Below are 15,757 nucleotides of genomic sequence, written 5' to 3' on the forward strand. Positions count from 1 at the left end.
GCGATGCAGGAGCATGTCAGCGTTGCGTCGCGGCCACATCGTCGCGCGACCAGCCGCCGCCCATCGCCTGATACAGCGCGACATAAGCGGTGATCCGGTCGGCGCGCGCCTGCACCAGCGCCAGCTCGGCGGTAAGCAGGCCGCGCTGCGCGTCGAGCTGTTCGATGTACGAGGTATAGCCGGCACGATAGCGGTTGCTGGCGTTGCGCAGCGCCGCGGCGAGCGCATCGACCTGCAATCCGAGCGCCACCGCCTGTTCTCCCGACCGCTGCACCCCGGCGAGCGCATTGTCGACCTCCTGGAAGGCGACCAGCGCGGTACGCCGATAGGCGAAGGCGGCCTGATCGCGGCGCGCGGTGGCGACGTCGCTTTGCGCCCGCAGCCGGCCGCCGTCGAAGATCGGCGAGAGGATGCTGGCGCCGACCGAGAAGACGCCGATCGGATTGGCGAGCGCGGTCGACAATACCACCCCCGCCGAGCCGGTGAGCGCAAGATTGGGCAGCATCGCCGCGCGCGCGCTGTCGAGCGTGCGGTCGGCGGCGACCAGCGTCTGCTCAGCCTGGAACAGGTCGGGGCGGCGGCGCAGCAGATCGGCGGGCAGGCCGTCGGGGATCGCGGGGGCGAGCAGCCGGTCGAGCGGCAGGCCGCGCGGGATCGGACCGGGATTGGTGCCGAGCAGCAGGCTGAGCGCATTCTCCTGCCGGTTGATCGCGAGCTGCGCGGCGGGGACGAGCTGTTGTGTCGCGCGATATTCGGCCTCGGCCTGCCGCAGTTCGAGGTTGGAGGTATAGCCCGCCTCGGCGCGGCGGCGGGCGATGCGCAGCGCCTCGGTGCGCGCGGCGAGCGTCTGTTGCGCGACCGCGAGGCGCAGGTCGAGCGCGCGCAGCGTGACGTAATTGCTCGCGACGCCGCTGGCGATGGCGAGGCGGACGGTGTCGCGCGCGCCCTCACTGGCGAGAAGCTGCGCCTGCGCGGCGCGGCTCGCCTGCCGGAGGCGGCCGAACAGGTCGAGATCGTAGCTGGCGGTGACCGCGGGCTGTGCGCCGATCGCGTCGCTGGGGGTGCCGAACGGGCTGACCGTCTGGCCGGTGGTGCTCGGCAGGTTGCCGCCGAGCGTCGGTGTCTGCTGCGCGCGGGCGAGCCGCGCGGCGGCGCGCGCCTCGTCGATCCGCGACGCGGCGGCGGCGAGGTCGACGTTGTCCGCAAGCGCCTGACCGACGAGCCGGGTGAGCACGGGATCGCCGAACGCGCTCCACCAGTCGGCGCGGATCGGCTCGCCATTGCCGAGCGCGGTGCGCCATGCGGGCGGCGGGACGACGGCGCTGGCGGCGGGGGTTTGCGGGCGAGGGCCGATGCAGGCGGCCAGCGTGAGGCTGAGCAAGGTGGTGCACGCGAAGGCGCGAAGGCGCGAAGGGGGTGCGCTTGCGGCGGTCGTGGTCCTTTTATCGATACGGATGATCGAATGTGCTGCGGGTTCCAGCAGCGCAACATCTTCGCGTCTTCGCGTCTTCGCGCGATCATCATCGGCGCTTTCGGAGAGAGGCCGGATATTGATTCGCGCAGAGGCGCAGAGGCGCAGAGATGCTGCGCTTAAAGCGGATGCTCGATCAAAATCCTCCCCCGCCAGGGGGAGGTGGCACGGCGAAGCCGTGACGGAGGGGGAGGTTACGGCGAACTGCGTCGTATGCGGAGACGCCCCTTCCACCACGGCCTGCGGCCGCGGTCCCCCTCCCCCGCTGACGCGAGGGAGGAATTTTCGGAAGCCCATCACTTCACCACCGGGCCGCTGGAGGTGTCGACGCGCGCCTGTACCGACATGCCGGGGCGCAGCCGTGCCGCGAGCTGCTGGCCGGGATCGATGCGGATGCGCACCGCGATGCGCTGCGGCACCTTGGTGAAATTGCCGGTCGCATTGTCCGCCTTGAGCACCGCGAACTCCGATCCCGCCGCGGGCGAGATGCGCTCGATATGGCCGGTCAGCCGCGCATTGGCGAGGCCGTCGACGGTAAAGCTCGCCGGCTGGCCGACGGTCATCCGCGCGGTCTGCGCCTCCTTGAAATTGGCGATCACCCAGGTTTCGGGCGGCACGAGGAACATCAATTGCGACCCGGCGGTGACATACTGGCCGACGCGGACGCCGACCTCGCTCAGCCGGCCGCGTTCGGGCGCGCGGATGACGGTGTTGGCGAGGTCGATCTGGGCGAGGCGCAGCGCCGCCTCGGCGCCGGAGACGCCCGCCTGCTGGCCGCCGCGGCCGACTTGGACGGTACGGATGTCCTGACGCGCGATCTCGCGTGCGGCGCGGGCCTGCTGCACCGCCGCCTGCGCCTGACGCAGTGCAGCGAGCGTCTGGTCGCGTTCGCGCAGTGATACCGAGCCATCGGTGACGAGGTCGTTGACGCGGTTCATGTCGGCCTGCGCGCGCATCAACTGCGCCTCGGCATTGGCGACCGCGGCGGTCTGCGCGGCGAGGCTGGCGGTGCGGCTGCGCTCGGTCTGGCGGGCGTTGGCGAGCGTTGCCGCCTGCGCGTCGACCTGCGCCTGCGCCTGATCGACGCGCTGGCGATAGATGCGGTCGTCGATCTGGACCAGCGCCTGACCGGGCTGCACGTCCATGAAGTCGCGGACGAACACCTGCGTGACATAGCCCGACACCTGCGGCGCGATCACCGTGGTGCGGCCGCGGACATAGGCATTGTCGGTCGACTGATCGGCATTGGCGAAGGGCGGCAGCCGCCATGCCGCGAGCACCGCGAGCACGCCGCCGACCATCAGCACGAGGATGACGATCAGCGCGGTGCGGCTCGGCGGCTGCGGCCGCCAGCCCGAGCCGACAGGGACGGCGGACGGCGGCGCAACCTCGGCCTGCGCCTCTTCGGTCGCGGGGATGGGATCGACGGGGCTGCGGCTATCGGTCATGCGGAACTCTGGCTGAGCGCGGCACGGCGTTCGCGGCGCGTCCGGCGGATCATGAGGAACAGGAGATAACAGAAGGTGAGCGCGGCGAGCACCGCGATCAGCCGGAAGACATCGTCGAACGCCAGCACGTTGGCCTCGCGCGTCGTCGTCTGCGACAGGATCGCCCCGCCCTCGGCGCTGCGCAGCGCGGGATCGCCGACGACGCGCGACACCGCCGCGCCGCCCGCCTGCAGCCGCTGTGCGACAATCGGGTCGGTCGGGTCGATCGCCTGCACCAGCGCGGCGCTGTTCGCCTTCTCGCGGATCTGCTGATAGCTGCCGAGCAAGGCGGTGCCGGCGAGCCCGCCGATCGAATTGATCATCCCGAACAGCGCGATAAAGCTGATGATATGGCCCGATCCCTGTTGCAGCGCGCGGGTCATGCCGAACAGGAGCGCCGGCCCCAGGAAATAGGTCGCGGCGAAGGCGATCAGCGCCTGGCTGGCGTACATCTGCGGCGCGCGAGTCAGGTTGGTCGCGTGACTGTCGGCGAAGGCGGCAATCGCGACGAGGCCGATCGCCAGCATGATCGGATGCGCCGGTCGGCTGACGTCCAGCGTCACCGCGCTCAGCACCACTCCGGCGACCGAGGCGAGGAAGATGATCGTGAAGAAGGGCACGAGCTGGTCGTTGTTCTGACCGAGCACGGTGAGCAGCCCGACCGAGGCATAGGTCTGTTCGGACAGGACGATGCGCGCCATGATCGTGACGATCGTGAAGCGGACGATATCGGCGCTGCCCAGCCAGCGCGTGTTGAGCAGCGGATTGACGCGGTGATGCTCGATCGCGAGCGCGGCGGCGAGCATCGAGATCGCCGCGATCAGCGCCCAGCCCAGCCACGGCGCGTTGGTCCACCAGACGTAGCGGCCCTGGCCGAGCACCGCGGCGAACAGCGCCATCGCGCCCGCGAACAGCACGAAGGTAACGAAATCGAGCCGCTCGAACGCCTTCGACCGCGTGGTCGGCGGCAGCCGCAGCCAGGCGACCGCGGCGAGGCTGAGCAAGGCGAGGCCGAGCTCGAACAGATAGAGCGTGCGCCATTGCGACATGGCGAGCAGGTCGGGCGAGAACAGGCGCGCCAGCGGCGTCGCGCATTGCGGGATGCCGATGCCGACCACCACCGCCTTCAGCCGCCATTTGGTCGGCAGCGCCTGCATCATGTAATAAAGGCACAGGCTGGACACCGCGGCGCCGGCCATGCCGCTCGCGGCGCGGACGAGGATCGCGGTGTCGAAGCCGCGCACGAACAAATGCGCGAAGGTCAGTGCCGCATAGACGCTGAGGAAGATCATCGCGAACGGCCTGAGGCCGAATTGCGCGCGGAACTTGATGAGCAGCAGGTTGATGCTGACGTTGGTCATCACATAGACCGTCGGCAGCCAGGCGATTTCGGCGGGATCGAGCCCCAGCGCGCCTTGCAACGTATAGGTGTTGGCCGAGATCAGCGCGTTGCCGAAGCCGCCGGTCAGGCCGAGCAGTACCGAGATGACGCCATAGGCGATGCGATGGCGCGTGCGATGCTCGACCGTACCCGGCGAGCCGGGGAGGACGGGAACCTCGTGCGGCGCAAAGGTCCAGTCTTCCTCGGACAGGAAGCGGCGCAGGCGGGCGATCATGACCCGCCTATACGCGCGATCGGGGCGGGCGGTTCAACCGGGGCGATTGCGCAGGGGCGGGCGCTTCCACGGAAACCCTTCCTCCCCCACACCGTCACCCCGGAACGGGTCCGGGGTGACGGGATGTTCGTGGCGATGGGCTGCGCCACGCGGGACGGCGACAAGCAATCGCCGGGTCGTTCAGCCACCCAGAATGTCGCGGTAGAGCGCGATATAGGCGTCGGCCATCCGCTCGACGGTGAAGCGCGCCGCCACCGCGGTGCGGCAGGCGGCGCGGTCGATCTCGGGCAGGCGCGCGACCGCGGCGATCGCCGCGTCGACGCTGTCGACCAGAAAACCGGTGACGCCGTCGTCGATCAGCTCGGGCATCGAGCCGCGGTTGATCGCGATCACCGGCGTGCCGCAGGCCATCGCCTCGATCACCGACAGGCCGAAGGGCTCGTCGAAATTGATGAGGTGGAGCAGCGCCGCCGCCTTGCCGAGCGCCGCGGTGCGGTCGTCGCCGCCGACCGCGCCGGGGTGGCGAATATGCGCGCCGAGATGCGGGACCACCGACCGCTCGTAATAGCCCTGATCCTGCACGATGCCGTACATGGCGAGGTCGCGGCCCGTCGCCTGCGCGACCGCAATGGCCTCGGCGGCGCCCTTGTCGGGGTGCATGCGGCCGAAGAACAGCAGGTCGTCGCTGCCCCCTGCGTCGAAGGGGAAATCGTCGAGGACGATGCCGTGGTGGATCGTCGCGGCATAGCGGAGCTGCGGCGAGCGGTCGGCGTCGCTGATCGCGACATAATGCACGCGGTCCTGATAGGGCTGGTACATCGGCAGGATACGGTCCGACGAAAAGCCGTGGATCGTCGTGACCATCGGCGTCGCCACCAGATGCGAGAAGGCGTGGGCGGGAAAGTCCGCCTGGTTGTGGATCAGGTCGAACTCGCCGGCGCGGTCGAACAGATGCGCGAGATGGCGGAATTCCCACACCTTGGCGTCGATGCGCGGGTCTTCCGAATAGGGCGCCGGCACCACTGCGCTAAGGGTTCCGGCGGTGAGGCTGTCCTGCGTCGCGAACAGCGTGACGTCGACGCCGCGCGCGACGAGCGCTTCGGTGAGCAGGCTGGTGACCAACTCCCACGGGCCGTAATGGCGCGGCGGGGTGCGCCACGAAATGGGGGCGAGCATCGCGATCTTCATGACGCCGGCTTAGCGGGTTACGCGCAGGATGATAGCTTCGTCGGGGCGCAGCAGGCCGGGCTCGCCGCGCCCCGGCAGGGTGCCGAGCAGAACGTCGCCGGCCGGCAGTGTCACCGGCTGCGGCGTCGCGCCGAGGTTGAGCGCGACGACGATCCGCTCGTCGCCGTGGCGGCGTTCGTAGGCGAGCACGTCGCCGGCCGCCTCGATCAGCGCGAAGTCGCCGATCGCGAGCGCCTCATGCTTGCGGCGCAGGTTGAGCAGGTCGCGGTGCAGCGCCAGCATAGATTGCGCATCGCCGCTCTGCGCCGCGACGTTACGCGTCGGCCAGTCCGGGTTGAGCGGCAGCCACGGCTCGGCGGTCGAGAAGCCGGCATAAGCGCTGGCGTTCCACGGCATCGGCGTGCGCACCGGATCGCGGCCGAGACCGAGGCCGGGTTCGCGCAGCTCGCGCGGGTCCTGCACGCGGGCCGCGGGGATGGCGACGTCGGCGAGGCCGAGCTCGTCGCCGTAATAGAGCGTCGGCGTACCGCGCAGCGTCAGCAGCAGCACCGCCGCGACGCGCGCCTGCGCGGCCCCGACGCGGCTGGCGATGCGCGGGCGATCGTGGTTGCCGAGCACCCAGTTCGGCCAGCCCCCCGCCGGCAACGCCGCTTCATATTCGGCGATCAGCCCGGCGAGATGACGCGCATCCCAGCGCGCGTCGATGAGCTGGAAATTGAAGGGCAGATGCACTTCGGGTGCGTCGAGCCCGTAATAGTGCATCAGCCGCTCGACCGGCAGATAGATCTCGCCGATCAGCACGCGGTCGCCGGGATAGGAGTCCGCGATGCTGCGCATCTCGGCGGCGATGGCATGGACCTCGGGCTGGTCGGTCGAATGGAGCTGGAGCACCGCGTGCATCTCGCCCATCGCGGCGCGATAGTCGGGGTTGGCGGGATTGTCGGGGAAGTCGGCGTGTTTGACCATGTGCCAGAGCACGTCGATGCGGAAGCCGTCGACGCCGAGGTCGAACCAGAAGCGCAGCGCATCCATCATCGCACGCCGCAGATCGGGGTTGCGCCAGTTGAGGTCGGCCTGTTCCTTGAGGAAGGCGTGGTAGTAATATTGGCCGGTGGCGGCGTCATATTCCCACGCCGAGCCGCCGAAATCGCTGATCCAATTGTTGGGCGGGCCGCCGTCGGGGGCGGGATCGCGCCAGATATACCAGTCGCGCTTGGGATTGTCGCGCGACGACCGGCTTTCCTGGAACCAGGGATGGTCGGTCGAACTGTGGTTGGGGACGAAGTCGAGCAGGAGCTTCAGCCCGCGCGCATGCGCGGCGGCGAGCAGGCTGTCGAAATCGACGAGCGTGCCGAAGCGCGGGTCGATCCCGCAATAATCGGCGACGTCATAGCCGAAGTCGCGCATCGGCGAGGGGAAGATCGGCGAGATCCAGATCGCATCGACGCCGAGCGCGACGAGATGGTCGAGCCGCGCCTCAATCCCCTTGAGATCGCCAACGCCGTCGCCGTCGCTGTCCTGGAACGAGCGCGGGTAGATCTGGTAGATCGTCCCCGTCCGCCACCACGTCATGCGAACATTCCCTTCGGCAGCCGGGTCATGCGGCAGGCGAGATCGGCCTCGCCGCTGGCGATCAGATAATCGTCGCCGGTATCGACCAGGCCGGTCGAGAACACCACCGGGGTCGGCAGGTACATCTGGTGCGCGATCGGCGCGGTGAGCGCCGGGTCCGCCTCGAGCAGCGGCGTCTCGTCCTCGACGCGCAGGATGCGCGCGGGATCGTCGCGATCGAGCAGCGCCCAGAAGCTGCGGTAGATGCCGACGCTCTCGCGCGCCTCGACGCCGTGGTAGATCATCAGCCAGCCGTCGCGGGTCAGCACCGGCTGGGTGCCGCCGCCGATCTTCATCGCCGATCGCGAGCCCTTGCGCGCGCGCAAGCCGGGGGCGTCGAGCGGCTGCCAGTGCAGCGTATCGGGACTCTGCGCGAAATTGATCGACGGGCCGCCGACCCAGGGGCTGTCGGGCGGATAGGCGAAATAGACCTCGCCGAGCGGGCGGGTCAGTGCCATGAACTTGTCGCCAACCCGCCCTTCGAACAGGATCATGTCCTTGTTCTGGTGGTCGAGGACGATCCCCTCCAGCCGATAGTGCAGCCCGTCGCGCGAGGTGTGGAGCGTCGTGCAATGCCGCTCGGCGCCGACCGAACAGGTGGTCATGTACCAGATATCACCGATGCAGGTGATGCGCGCGTCCTCGACCCCGTAGCATTGGTAGCCGGCGGCGGGTTCGATCGCCGCGTCGTAATGGACGGCGACGATCCGCTCGCCCGCGGGGTCGAGCTCGACGGGGAGGAGCCACGACAGCGACGTGAGCGCGAGGATGCGATGGCGGCTGCCCTTGAGCTCGAACTGGCGCGGATCGGTCATGTCGACCTGTTCCAGTGGCCAGGCGTCGAGCACATAGCCCGCGGGGGTCCAGCGGATCGCATGGACGTGGCCGTCGCGGACCGGCTCCGACAGCGCCTCGGCGATGCGCACCATCAGCAGCAGATTGCCGTTGGGCAGCCGCGTGAAGCCCGGGTTGAACGCGCCGAGCACATAGGTCGGCTCGGCGATCCCGCGGCGCAGCGGCGAGCGGGTGAGATCGACATGATCGGGCGTGAAGATCAGCGCATCGTGCATGATGGCGTTAGCGCGGGGATGGGGGAGTGGTTCCATCGCCAAATTCCTCCCCCGCCAGGGGGAGGTGGCACGCCCGCAGGGCGTGACGGAAGGGGAGGACAGGGTGGAGCAACTTTATAGTGCGCCATATCCTCTCCCTCCACCACCACGCTGGCGCGTGGCGGTCCCCCTCCCCCTGGCGGGGGAGGATTTCGCGGTTCGTCAGAACGCCGCGGTCACCGCGAACACGACCTGGCTCGCCGCGATGCTGCTGCCGTTCTTGGTCGAGGAGAAGTTCGGCTGGAGATAGGCCGCCTGCCGCTTGGTGATGTCGGTATCGACATAGGCGACGCCGAGCGTCAGCGGCGTGCCCTTGATCGCGTAATCGGCGCCGAGCAGCCAGTCCCAATATTCGCCGGTCGGCGCCGCGGAGGTGCCGTTGGGGCCGAGGCCCGAATTGCCCTTCGAATAGCCGATATGCGCCTTGGCGGTCAGCGGCGTGGTCGGGATCGCGCTGGCGAAGTCGCCCCACAGATAGAGGTTGTCGTTCTTCTTGCCGGGATTGTCGTAGATGCCGGTCTGCGCCGAGGCGCCGCTGTTGTACCATTTGCCGAGCGCCTGCTGCTTGGGTGCATAGGCCACGCCGGCGAGCAGGTTGACCGGGCCGATCGTGCCCGACAATTTCGCATAGGGTTCGGCGAAGTCGGTCTTCGACGCGCCGCCCGGATACATGTACCAGGTCAGGCCGACGTCGATCGCACCGCCGCCGACCGCATGCTTGTAGCCGCCGATCAGGTCGAGCTCCATGTTCGAGCCGCCGAACGTGCCCCAGCCGGCGAGATTCGACGCCCAGACGCCGCCGTAGAGGCCGCTTTCATGCGCGACGGTGATGCCGCCCTGAACCGCCATTTCCTTGTCGGTTTGCGAGACGCCGCGCAGCCGATAGTCGGAGACGAGCGCGACGCTGCCGGTGACGGTGACCGGCTTGGGCGGTGCAGTCTCCTGCGCGGCGGCGGGGAGGGCGGTAACGGCGGCGAAAGTCGCGGCCGCGAGCAGAGTATATTTCATGGGACCCCTTTCGAATGGATGGGTCCCTCCTGCGTCCGGGCCGCCGGCGCGCTCGCTCCGCGGTGGCGGACGGGCACCAGTCTTTCCCTGACGCCCATTCGCTACCGCAGCATTATGGCCAAAAAGCTTCTTTTTTGTAACGAAACATTGCTGGGCGGGGTTCAGTGGGCGAGTGCGGCAGTCTTGCCACGCGCGCCGAGCAGCTCGACGACGTCACCCGCGGCGCGGCGCCGCTGGAACCAGTCCTTGATCAGCTCGGCGCAGGTATGATCGACGGTCGACAGTCCGGTGACGTCGAGCCGCACCGGCATGCCGGCAGGCGCACGCTCCAGCGTGTCCGACAGTTTCGGCAGCGACACGAAGGTCGCCGCGCCCGACAGGTTGATCGCATGCGCGCCGCCCTGCGGCCCTTCCGACACCTTGAGGCCGAGCCGCTTGAGATGCGGCACCAGCTCGAGCATCGAGAGGCCGATGCCGACCAGCACGCCGGTCAGCAGATCCTCGACCACGACGGTGACCAGCGTCGCCAGCCAGATGAGCGCCGGCAGCGGGCCGTAATGCGAGAGGAGGTGGCGGGCATGGGCGAGGCTGACCAGCCGCCAGCCGGTGATGACGAGGATCGCGCCGAGCGCCGCCATCGGGATCTCGCGCAGCACCCAGGGCAGCAGCGCGACGAAGCCGAGGATCCAGATGCCGTGGAAGATCGTCGACATGCGCGTGGTCGCGCCGGCCTGGACGTTCGCCGAGGAGCGGACGATGACGCCGGTCATCGGCAGCGCGCCGGCGAGGCCGCAGAGCAGGTTGCCGATGCCCTGCGCGCGCAGTTCCTTGTTGTAGTTGGTGCGTACGCCATCGTGCATGCGGTCGACCGCGGCGGCGGACAGCAACGTCTCGGCGCTGGCGATGAAGGCGATGGCGAGCGCGGCGGCGAGGATCGACGGATCGGCCCATTTGGCGACCATGCCGACGCCCGGGAAGCTGACCGCGCCGGCGATCGATTCGGGGACGTTGACCCGGGCGACGTCGAGGTCGAAGGCGAGCGCGACGAACGTGCCGGTGAGCACGCCGACCAGTGCGCCGGGGACGAGGCGCAGCGAGGCGGGGCGGAACTTCTCCCAGCACAGCATCGCCGCGATGGTCAGCATGCCGACGGCGAAGGCGATCTCAGTCGCTTCGATGTTGCTCGGCGACAGGCCGAACAGGCGGCCGGGTGCGGCAGCGAGGTTCTGGAGGCCGCTCGGCAGCGGCTTGGCGTCGAACAGGACGTGGAACTGGCCGACGACGATCAGCACGCCGATCCCGGCGAGCATGCCGTGGACGACCGCGGGCGAGATGGCGCGGAACCAGCCGCCGAGGCGGGCGATGCCGGCGACGACCTGGATCAGCCCGGCGAGGACGAGGATCGGGCCGAGCGCGGACAGGCCCTGATCGCGGACCAGCTCGAACACGACGACGGCGAGGCCGGCGGCGGGGCCGCTGACCTGCAACGGCGATCCGGCGAGTGCGCCGACGACGATGCCGCCGATGATGCCGGTGATGAGGCCCTTTTCCGCCGGCACGCCGGAGGCGACCGCGATTCCCATGCACAACGGCATCGCGACGAGGAAGACGACGATCGAGGCGGTGAGGTCACGCGTGATGACCGGGCCGCTCGGCAGCAGGGCGCGGAGGTTGCTCATTCCGCGGCCGCCAGGAATTCGACGTCGGAGGCCTGGCGCGGCGCGGCGGGCTGGGCGACGGGGAAATCGCCGCCTTCGTCGAGCGGTCGGAAGCGGCCGGTGATGCCGTCGAGCGCCAGCACGGTGCCGTCGTGGATGTCGATGAACCAGCCGTGCAGCGCGATCTTGCCCTGTGCGATGCCCGCGGCGACCGAGGGGTGGGTGCGCAAATGCGCGAGCTGCGCGACGACATTTTCGAGGCTGAGCGCGCGGATGCGCTCGGCATCGGTGAGGTCGGGATAAGTCTGGTCGACGATCTGGCGCGCGGCGGCGCCATGTTTCAGCCAGTTGGCGACGGTGGGGATCGCGGCGAGCGCGGCGGGATCGCCGGCGAGGCCCTTCATCGCGCCGCAATCGGAATGGCCACAGACGATGATGTCGTGGACGCCGAGCACCGCGACCGCATATTCGACCGTGGCGGAGACGCCGCCAGTCTGCAGCGCGAACGGCGGAACGATGTTGCCGGCGTTGCGGCAGACGAACAGGTCGCCCGGCTGTGCCTGCATGAGATGTTCCGGCACGATCCGTGAATCGGCACAGGAGATCATCAGCGCCTTGGGGCTCTGCCCCTGCGCCAGCGTCGAATAGAGCGCATGCTGGCCGTGGAAGACCGTCTTGCCGAAACTCACGACGCGTCCGAGCAGCTCGTTCACGGGGTATCCTCCCGGTCGCGGCGGAAGCCGGACCATCGGAAACAGTACTGAAACGAATTTGCCGGGGCGCGGCGCGCGTGTTTTAAAATGTTGCCGGGGAACACTTTCGCAGACGAAGTAAATGCGCTTACCGCGGCAGGAAGATCGCCGCGCGCAGGCCGCCTTCGGGGCGGTTCGCGAGCGTCAGCACGCCGCCCTCCGCCTCGACGATGCGGCCGACGATCGGCAGGCCGAGACCGAAACCGACCGTGTCGCGCGGTCGCGACGTATCGAGCCGGACGAAGGGTTCGAGCACGCGGCGCAGCTGGTCTTCCGGAATGCCGGTGCCGTCGTCCTCGACGATCATCGTCACGCCGGCGGGTTCGCTTTCCAGCCGCAGTACGACGTTGCCGGCATAATGGAGCGCATTCTCGATCAGATTGCCCAGCGCGCGTTTCAGCGCGACCGGACGGACGGTGACCTCGCAATGCGACGGTCCGTCGTAGACGCCGGGCAGGCCGCGGTCCTCGACATCGTCGATCAGCGTCGCGCAGAGCACCGCGACGTCGGTCAGCACCGGGGCCTCGGGATCGCTGCCGCCTCCAAGGAAGGCGAGCAGCGAATTCACCATCGCCTCCATCTCGCCGATATCGCGCTGGATCGCCGCGCGGGTCGTCTCGTCCTCCACCGCGTCGGCGCGCAGTTTCAGCCGGTGCAGCGGCGTGCGCAGATCGTGGCCGACCGCGGCGAGCGCCTGTGTGCGGTCGACGATCAGACGCTGGATGCGCGCCGCCATCCGGTTGAACGCGGCCACGACGCGGCGCACCTCGCCCGGCCCCGCCTCGGGGATCGGATCGTGTTCGGCGTCGCCGAGCGTGTCGGCGGCGATCGCAAGCTGGCGCATCGGGCGGAGCGCGCGGCGGATCAGCAGCCCGCCGATCACCATCAGCGCCAGCGCCGGGATCAGCGCGAGCAGGATGCGTTCGGTAGCGAGTTCGAGATTGTGCAGCGGTTCGAGCGTGCGGAAATAGAGCCAGCTATTGTCGGGCAGCCGCAACCCGCCGGTGACCACCGAGCTGCGCCCCGGCGAGGTGAGCTTCAGCCGCAGGTCGCTGGCGGCGAGCGACGGTTCCCATTCGATCACCTGATGGCGCATGCCGTCGAGCGCCGGCGCGATCGGCGGCGGCGGCGGCAGGTTGCGCTGCCAATGAAGCGCGTAGCGTTCGGTAGTGAGATCCTCCGCCATCGCATCGCGGCGTTCGGGCGGCTGCTCGGCGACGAGGCGGCGTGCGATGACGAGATGTTCCGCCAGGCGGCGTGCCTCGTCGTCGCGGACCGCGAACTGGCTGGCACGTTCGTAGAGGATCGTGCTGACGCCGAATTCGATCACCATCGTCAGCAGCAGGATCGCGACGATCTGGCCGATCAGGCCGATCGAGGGGCGGACGAAGCGCCTCATGGGCGAGGCGCCCTGTCCCTCTTCCCCGTTCGTGCTGAGCCTGTCAAAGCACGGGGATCCGCAGGCGATGACCGGGTTTGGGGCGACCAGCCCTTCGACAGGCTCAGGGCGAACGGGGAGAGATGGGAGATGGCGGCGCCAGCCGTCACCGGCGCGTCACCTCGGTGTTGAGCATATAGCCGACGCCGCGCACGGTGATGATCGGCGCGTCCTTGCCGGCGCTCGACAATTTGCGGCGCAGCCGGCTGATCAGCACGTCGATGCTGCGGTCCGAACTGTCGCCGAGCCGGGTGCGCGACAGCTCGATCAGCCGCTCGCGCGCGATAACGCGGCCGGCATGTTCGGCGAGGCTGACGAGCAGGTCGAATTCCGCGCCGGTCAGGTCGACCACCGCGCCGGTCGGCGAGGTCAGCTCGCGCCGCGGCAGCGTCACCTGCCAGCCGTCGAAGGTCAGCACGCCCTCCTCGCGCTCGCCAGGGCGGCGTTCGAGCTGGCCGCGGCGCAGCACCGCGCGGATACGCGCGATCAGCTCGCGGCTGCCGAACGGCTTGGCGATATAATCGTCGGCGCCGAGCTCGAGCCCAACGACGCGGTCGGTCTCGCTGCCCTTGGCGCTGATGAAGATGATCGGGACCTCGCTCTTCTGGCGCAGCGCGCGGCACAGGTCGATGCCGCTGGTGCCGGGGAGCATGATGTCGAGCAGGATCAGATCGACCGGCCCGGCTTCCAGCGCGAGCCACATTTCGGGCGCGGCGGAGGCGGGACGGACGAGATAACCGTTTTCCTGCAAGGCTCTGGTGGTCAGGGTGCGGAGGGCGGGATCGTCCTCGACCAGGAGGATGGTGGGGGCGGTCATGGCCCGAGAGGTAGGCAAGGCGGCCGGGGCGGTCAACCGCGGCCCGGCCGATCAGTCCGCCGCGACCGGCCCGTGGCCGCCCTTGGGACGCCGCGTGAACCAGACGATCACCACCATCGCCGCGCACAGCCACGCCGAGACGCGGAACAGGTCGGTCGAGGCGAGCAGATACGCCTGCCCCACCATCTGCCGCGTGATCGCCGCCGCCGCCTGCGTCGAGGTGGCGCCGAGCTTCTGGATGCCCTCGCTCGCCATCTGGTAGGGCATGCCCTGCCCGATCGCCTCGGCGAGGCGGCTCTGGTGGATCGCCTCGCGCCGGTCCCAGGCGGTGGTGATGATCGACGCGGCGAACGAGCCGGCGACGATCCGCGCGAAGTTCGAGATGCCGGTCGCCGAGGGGATGCGCGGCGGCGCGATGCCGTCGAGCAGGATCGTCACCATCGCGAGGAAGAAGATGCTCATCGCGATCCCCTGCACCAGCAGCGGCGCCATGAAGTCGAACACCGTCGCGCCGGTGACGAGGTTGGAGCGCATCCAATAGGAGACGGCGAAGGCGAGGAAGGAGATCGTCGCGAGGATGCGCGCATCGACCTTGCCCGACAGGCGCGCGGCAAGCGGCGAGATGAGCACCGCCACCACCCCGCTCGGCGCCGCGATCAGCCCCGCCCAGGTCGCGGTATAGCCGAGCTGCGTCTGCAGCCAGAGCGGCAGGATCAGCGTGTTGGCGAAGAACACCGCATAGCCGAGGCAGAAGGCGAGCGTGCCGATCGCGAAATTGCGGTTGGCGAACAGCGACAGGTCGACCGCCGGATTGGCGTCGGTCAATTCCCAGATGATCCACGCGACGAAGCCGACCGCCGCCACGACGGCGAGCACGCAGATCGCCGGGTCGTTGAACCAGTCGGCGTTCTTGCCGAGATCGAGCATGATCTGCAGCGAGCCGACCCAGACGACGAGCAGCAGCAGCCCGACGGTGTCGATCGGCAGCTTGCGCGTCGGCGTCTCGCGGCTCTTCAATCCGTTCCAGCAGATCAGCGTCGTGAAGATGCCGAAGGGGATGTTGATCAGGAAGATCCAGCTCCAATGGTAATTGTCGCTGATATAGCCGCCGAGGATCGGCCCCATCACCGGCCCGACCAGCGTCGTCATCGACCACACGCCGAGCGCGGTGGAGCGCTTGTCGGGCGGGAAGATCGAGATGAGCAGCGCCTGGCTGCCCGGCATCATCGGCCCCGAACAGGCGCCTTGCAGGATGCGGAAGACGATCAGCGAGGGCAGGTCCCAGGCGATCCCGCACAGGAAGGAGGCGACGGTGAACGCCGCCACCGCGGTGCAGAAGGTGCGCACCACGCCGAACCGGCCCATCAGCCAGCCGGTCAGCGGCACCGCGACGCCGTTGGCGACCGCGAAGGCGGTGATCACCCAGGTCGAATTGTCGGACGAGACGCCGAGATTGCCCGCGATCGTCGGCAGCGACACGTTGGCGATCGTGCTGTCGAGCACCATCATGAACGTGCCGAGCGCGAGCGCGAAGGCGATCAGCGCGCGCTGGCCGCCGACGAGCGGGGCGGGGCCTTGGGCTTGGGTGGGGGCGGCCATCAG

12 protein-coding genes are annotated in these 15,757 nt (G+C 69.1%); all 12 read right to left on the minus strand.

Going from position 1 to position 15,757, the window contains the following annotated elements; genetic code table 11:
• Positions 1 to 16: 16 nt before the first annotated feature.
• The gene (locus tag AC07U4_RS10895) at positions 17 to 1,381 is read right to left on the minus strand and encodes an efflux transporter outer membrane subunit (RefSeq protein ID WP_495195414.1); all 1,365 of its coding nucleotides are present in this window, start codon (positions 1,379 to 1,381) and stop codon (positions 17 to 19) included.
• Positions 1,382 to 1,767: 386 nt separating this feature from the next.
• Positions 1,768 to 2,919 (minus strand): HlyD family secretion protein, encoded by a 1,152-nt coding sequence (locus tag AC07U4_RS10900; RefSeq protein WP_137898236.1) that lies wholly within the window; start codon positions 2,917 to 2,919, stop codon positions 1,768 to 1,770.
• Positions 2,916 to 4,574, minus strand: a complete 1,659-nt coding sequence (locus AC07U4_RS10905; protein ID WP_495195415.1) for an MFS transporter — start codon at positions 4,572 to 4,574, stop codon at positions 2,916 to 2,918. The genes AC07U4_RS10900 and AC07U4_RS10905 overlap by 4 nt, the downstream gene beginning before the upstream one ends.
• A 180-nt stretch (positions 4,575 to 4,754) precedes the next feature.
• Positions 4,755 to 5,762, minus strand: a complete 1,008-nt coding sequence (locus AC07U4_RS10910) for a glycosyltransferase family 4 protein (RefSeq protein WP_495195416.1) — start codon at positions 5,760 to 5,762, stop codon at positions 4,755 to 4,757.
• A gap of 9 nt (positions 5,763 to 5,771) precedes the next feature.
• Complete coding sequence (locus AC07U4_RS10915) at positions 5,772 to 7,334, minus strand: alpha-amylase family glycosyl hydrolase (protein WP_495195417.1); 1,563 nt, start codon at positions 7,332 to 7,334, stop codon at positions 5,772 to 5,774.
• A complete protein-coding gene (locus AC07U4_RS10920) occupies positions 7,331 to 8,443 on the minus strand; it encodes a glycoside hydrolase family 130 protein (RefSeq protein WP_495195861.1) in 1,113 nt (370 codons plus the stop codon). Before AC07U4_RS10920 ends, AC07U4_RS10915 begins: the two co-directional genes overlap by 4 nt.
• Before the next feature lie 201 nt (positions 8,444 to 8,644).
• The gene (locus AC07U4_RS10925) at positions 8,645 to 9,490 is read right to left on the minus strand and encodes a TorF family putative porin (protein WP_495195418.1); all 846 of its coding nucleotides are present in this window, start codon (positions 9,488 to 9,490) and stop codon (positions 8,645 to 8,647) included.
• A gap of 161 nt (positions 9,491 to 9,651) precedes the next feature.
• Complete coding sequence (locus AC07U4_RS10930) at positions 9,652 to 11,169, minus strand: SulP family inorganic anion transporter (RefSeq protein ID WP_495195419.1); 1,518 nt, start codon at positions 11,167 to 11,169, stop codon at positions 9,652 to 9,654.
• Entirely contained in the window at positions 11,166 to 11,861 is a 696-nt protein-coding gene (locus AC07U4_RS10935; protein WP_495195420.1) for a carbonic anhydrase, read from the minus strand. The genes AC07U4_RS10930 and AC07U4_RS10935 overlap by 4 nt, the downstream gene beginning before the upstream one ends.
• A 127-nt stretch (positions 11,862 to 11,988) precedes the next feature.
• Entirely contained in the window at positions 11,989 to 13,299 is a 1,311-nt protein-coding gene (locus AC07U4_RS10940; protein WP_495195421.1) for an ATP-binding protein, read from the minus strand.
• A 145-nt stretch (positions 13,300 to 13,444) separates the two neighbouring features.
• Positions 13,445 to 14,155, minus strand: a complete 711-nt coding sequence (locus tag AC07U4_RS10945; RefSeq protein WP_038663855.1) for a response regulator — start codon at positions 14,153 to 14,155, stop codon at positions 13,445 to 13,447.
• A gap of 51 nt (positions 14,156 to 14,206) precedes the next feature.
• Entirely contained in the window at positions 14,207 to 15,754 is a 1,548-nt protein-coding gene (locus tag AC07U4_RS10950; RefSeq protein ID WP_038663852.1) for a DHA2 family efflux MFS transporter permease subunit, read from the minus strand.
• Positions 15,755 to 15,757 lie beyond the last annotated feature (3 nt).

It is taken from the genome of Sphingomonas sp. GW821-FHT02B09 (assembly GCF_059421875.1).

Bases quoted from the DNA above. Each gene is read 5' to 3' on its own strand.
- AC07U4_RS10900 (WP_137898236.1), bottom strand. From the start codon at position 2,919: ATGACCGATAGCCGCAGCCCCGTCGATCCCATCCCCGCGACCGAAGAG.
- AC07U4_RS10905 (WP_495195415.1), bottom strand. From the start codon at position 4,574: ATGATCGCCCGCCTGCGCCGCTTCCTGTCCGAGGAAGACTGGACCTTT.
- AC07U4_RS10910 (WP_495195416.1), bottom strand. From the start codon at position 5,762: ATGAAGATCGCGATGCTCGCCCCCATTTCGTGGCGCACCCCGCCGCGC.
- AC07U4_RS10915 (WP_495195417.1), bottom strand. From the start codon at position 7,334: ATGACGTGGTGGCGGACGGGGACGATCTACCAGATCTACCCGCGCTCG.
- AC07U4_RS10920 (WP_495195861.1), bottom strand. From the start codon at position 8,443: ATGCACGATGCGCTGATCTTCACGCCCGATCATGTCGATCTCACCCGC.
- AC07U4_RS10925 (WP_495195418.1), bottom strand. From the start codon at position 9,490: ATGAAATATACTCTGCTCGCGGCCGCGACTTTCGCCGCCGTTACCGCC.
- AC07U4_RS10930 (WP_495195419.1), bottom strand. From the start codon at position 11,169: ATGAGCAACCTCCGCGCCCTGCTGCCGAGCGGCCCGGTCATCACGCGT.
- AC07U4_RS10940 (WP_495195421.1), bottom strand. From the start codon at position 13,299: ATGAGGCGCTTCGTCCGCCCCTCGATCGGCCTGATCGGCCAGATCGTC.
- AC07U4_RS10945 (WP_038663855.1), bottom strand. From the start codon at position 14,155: ATGACCGCCCCCACCATCCTCCTGGTCGAGGACGATCCCGCCCTCCGC.
- AC07U4_RS10950 (WP_038663852.1), bottom strand. From the start codon at position 15,754: ATGGCCGCCCCCACCCAAGCCCAAGGCCCCGCCCCGCTCGTCGGCGGC.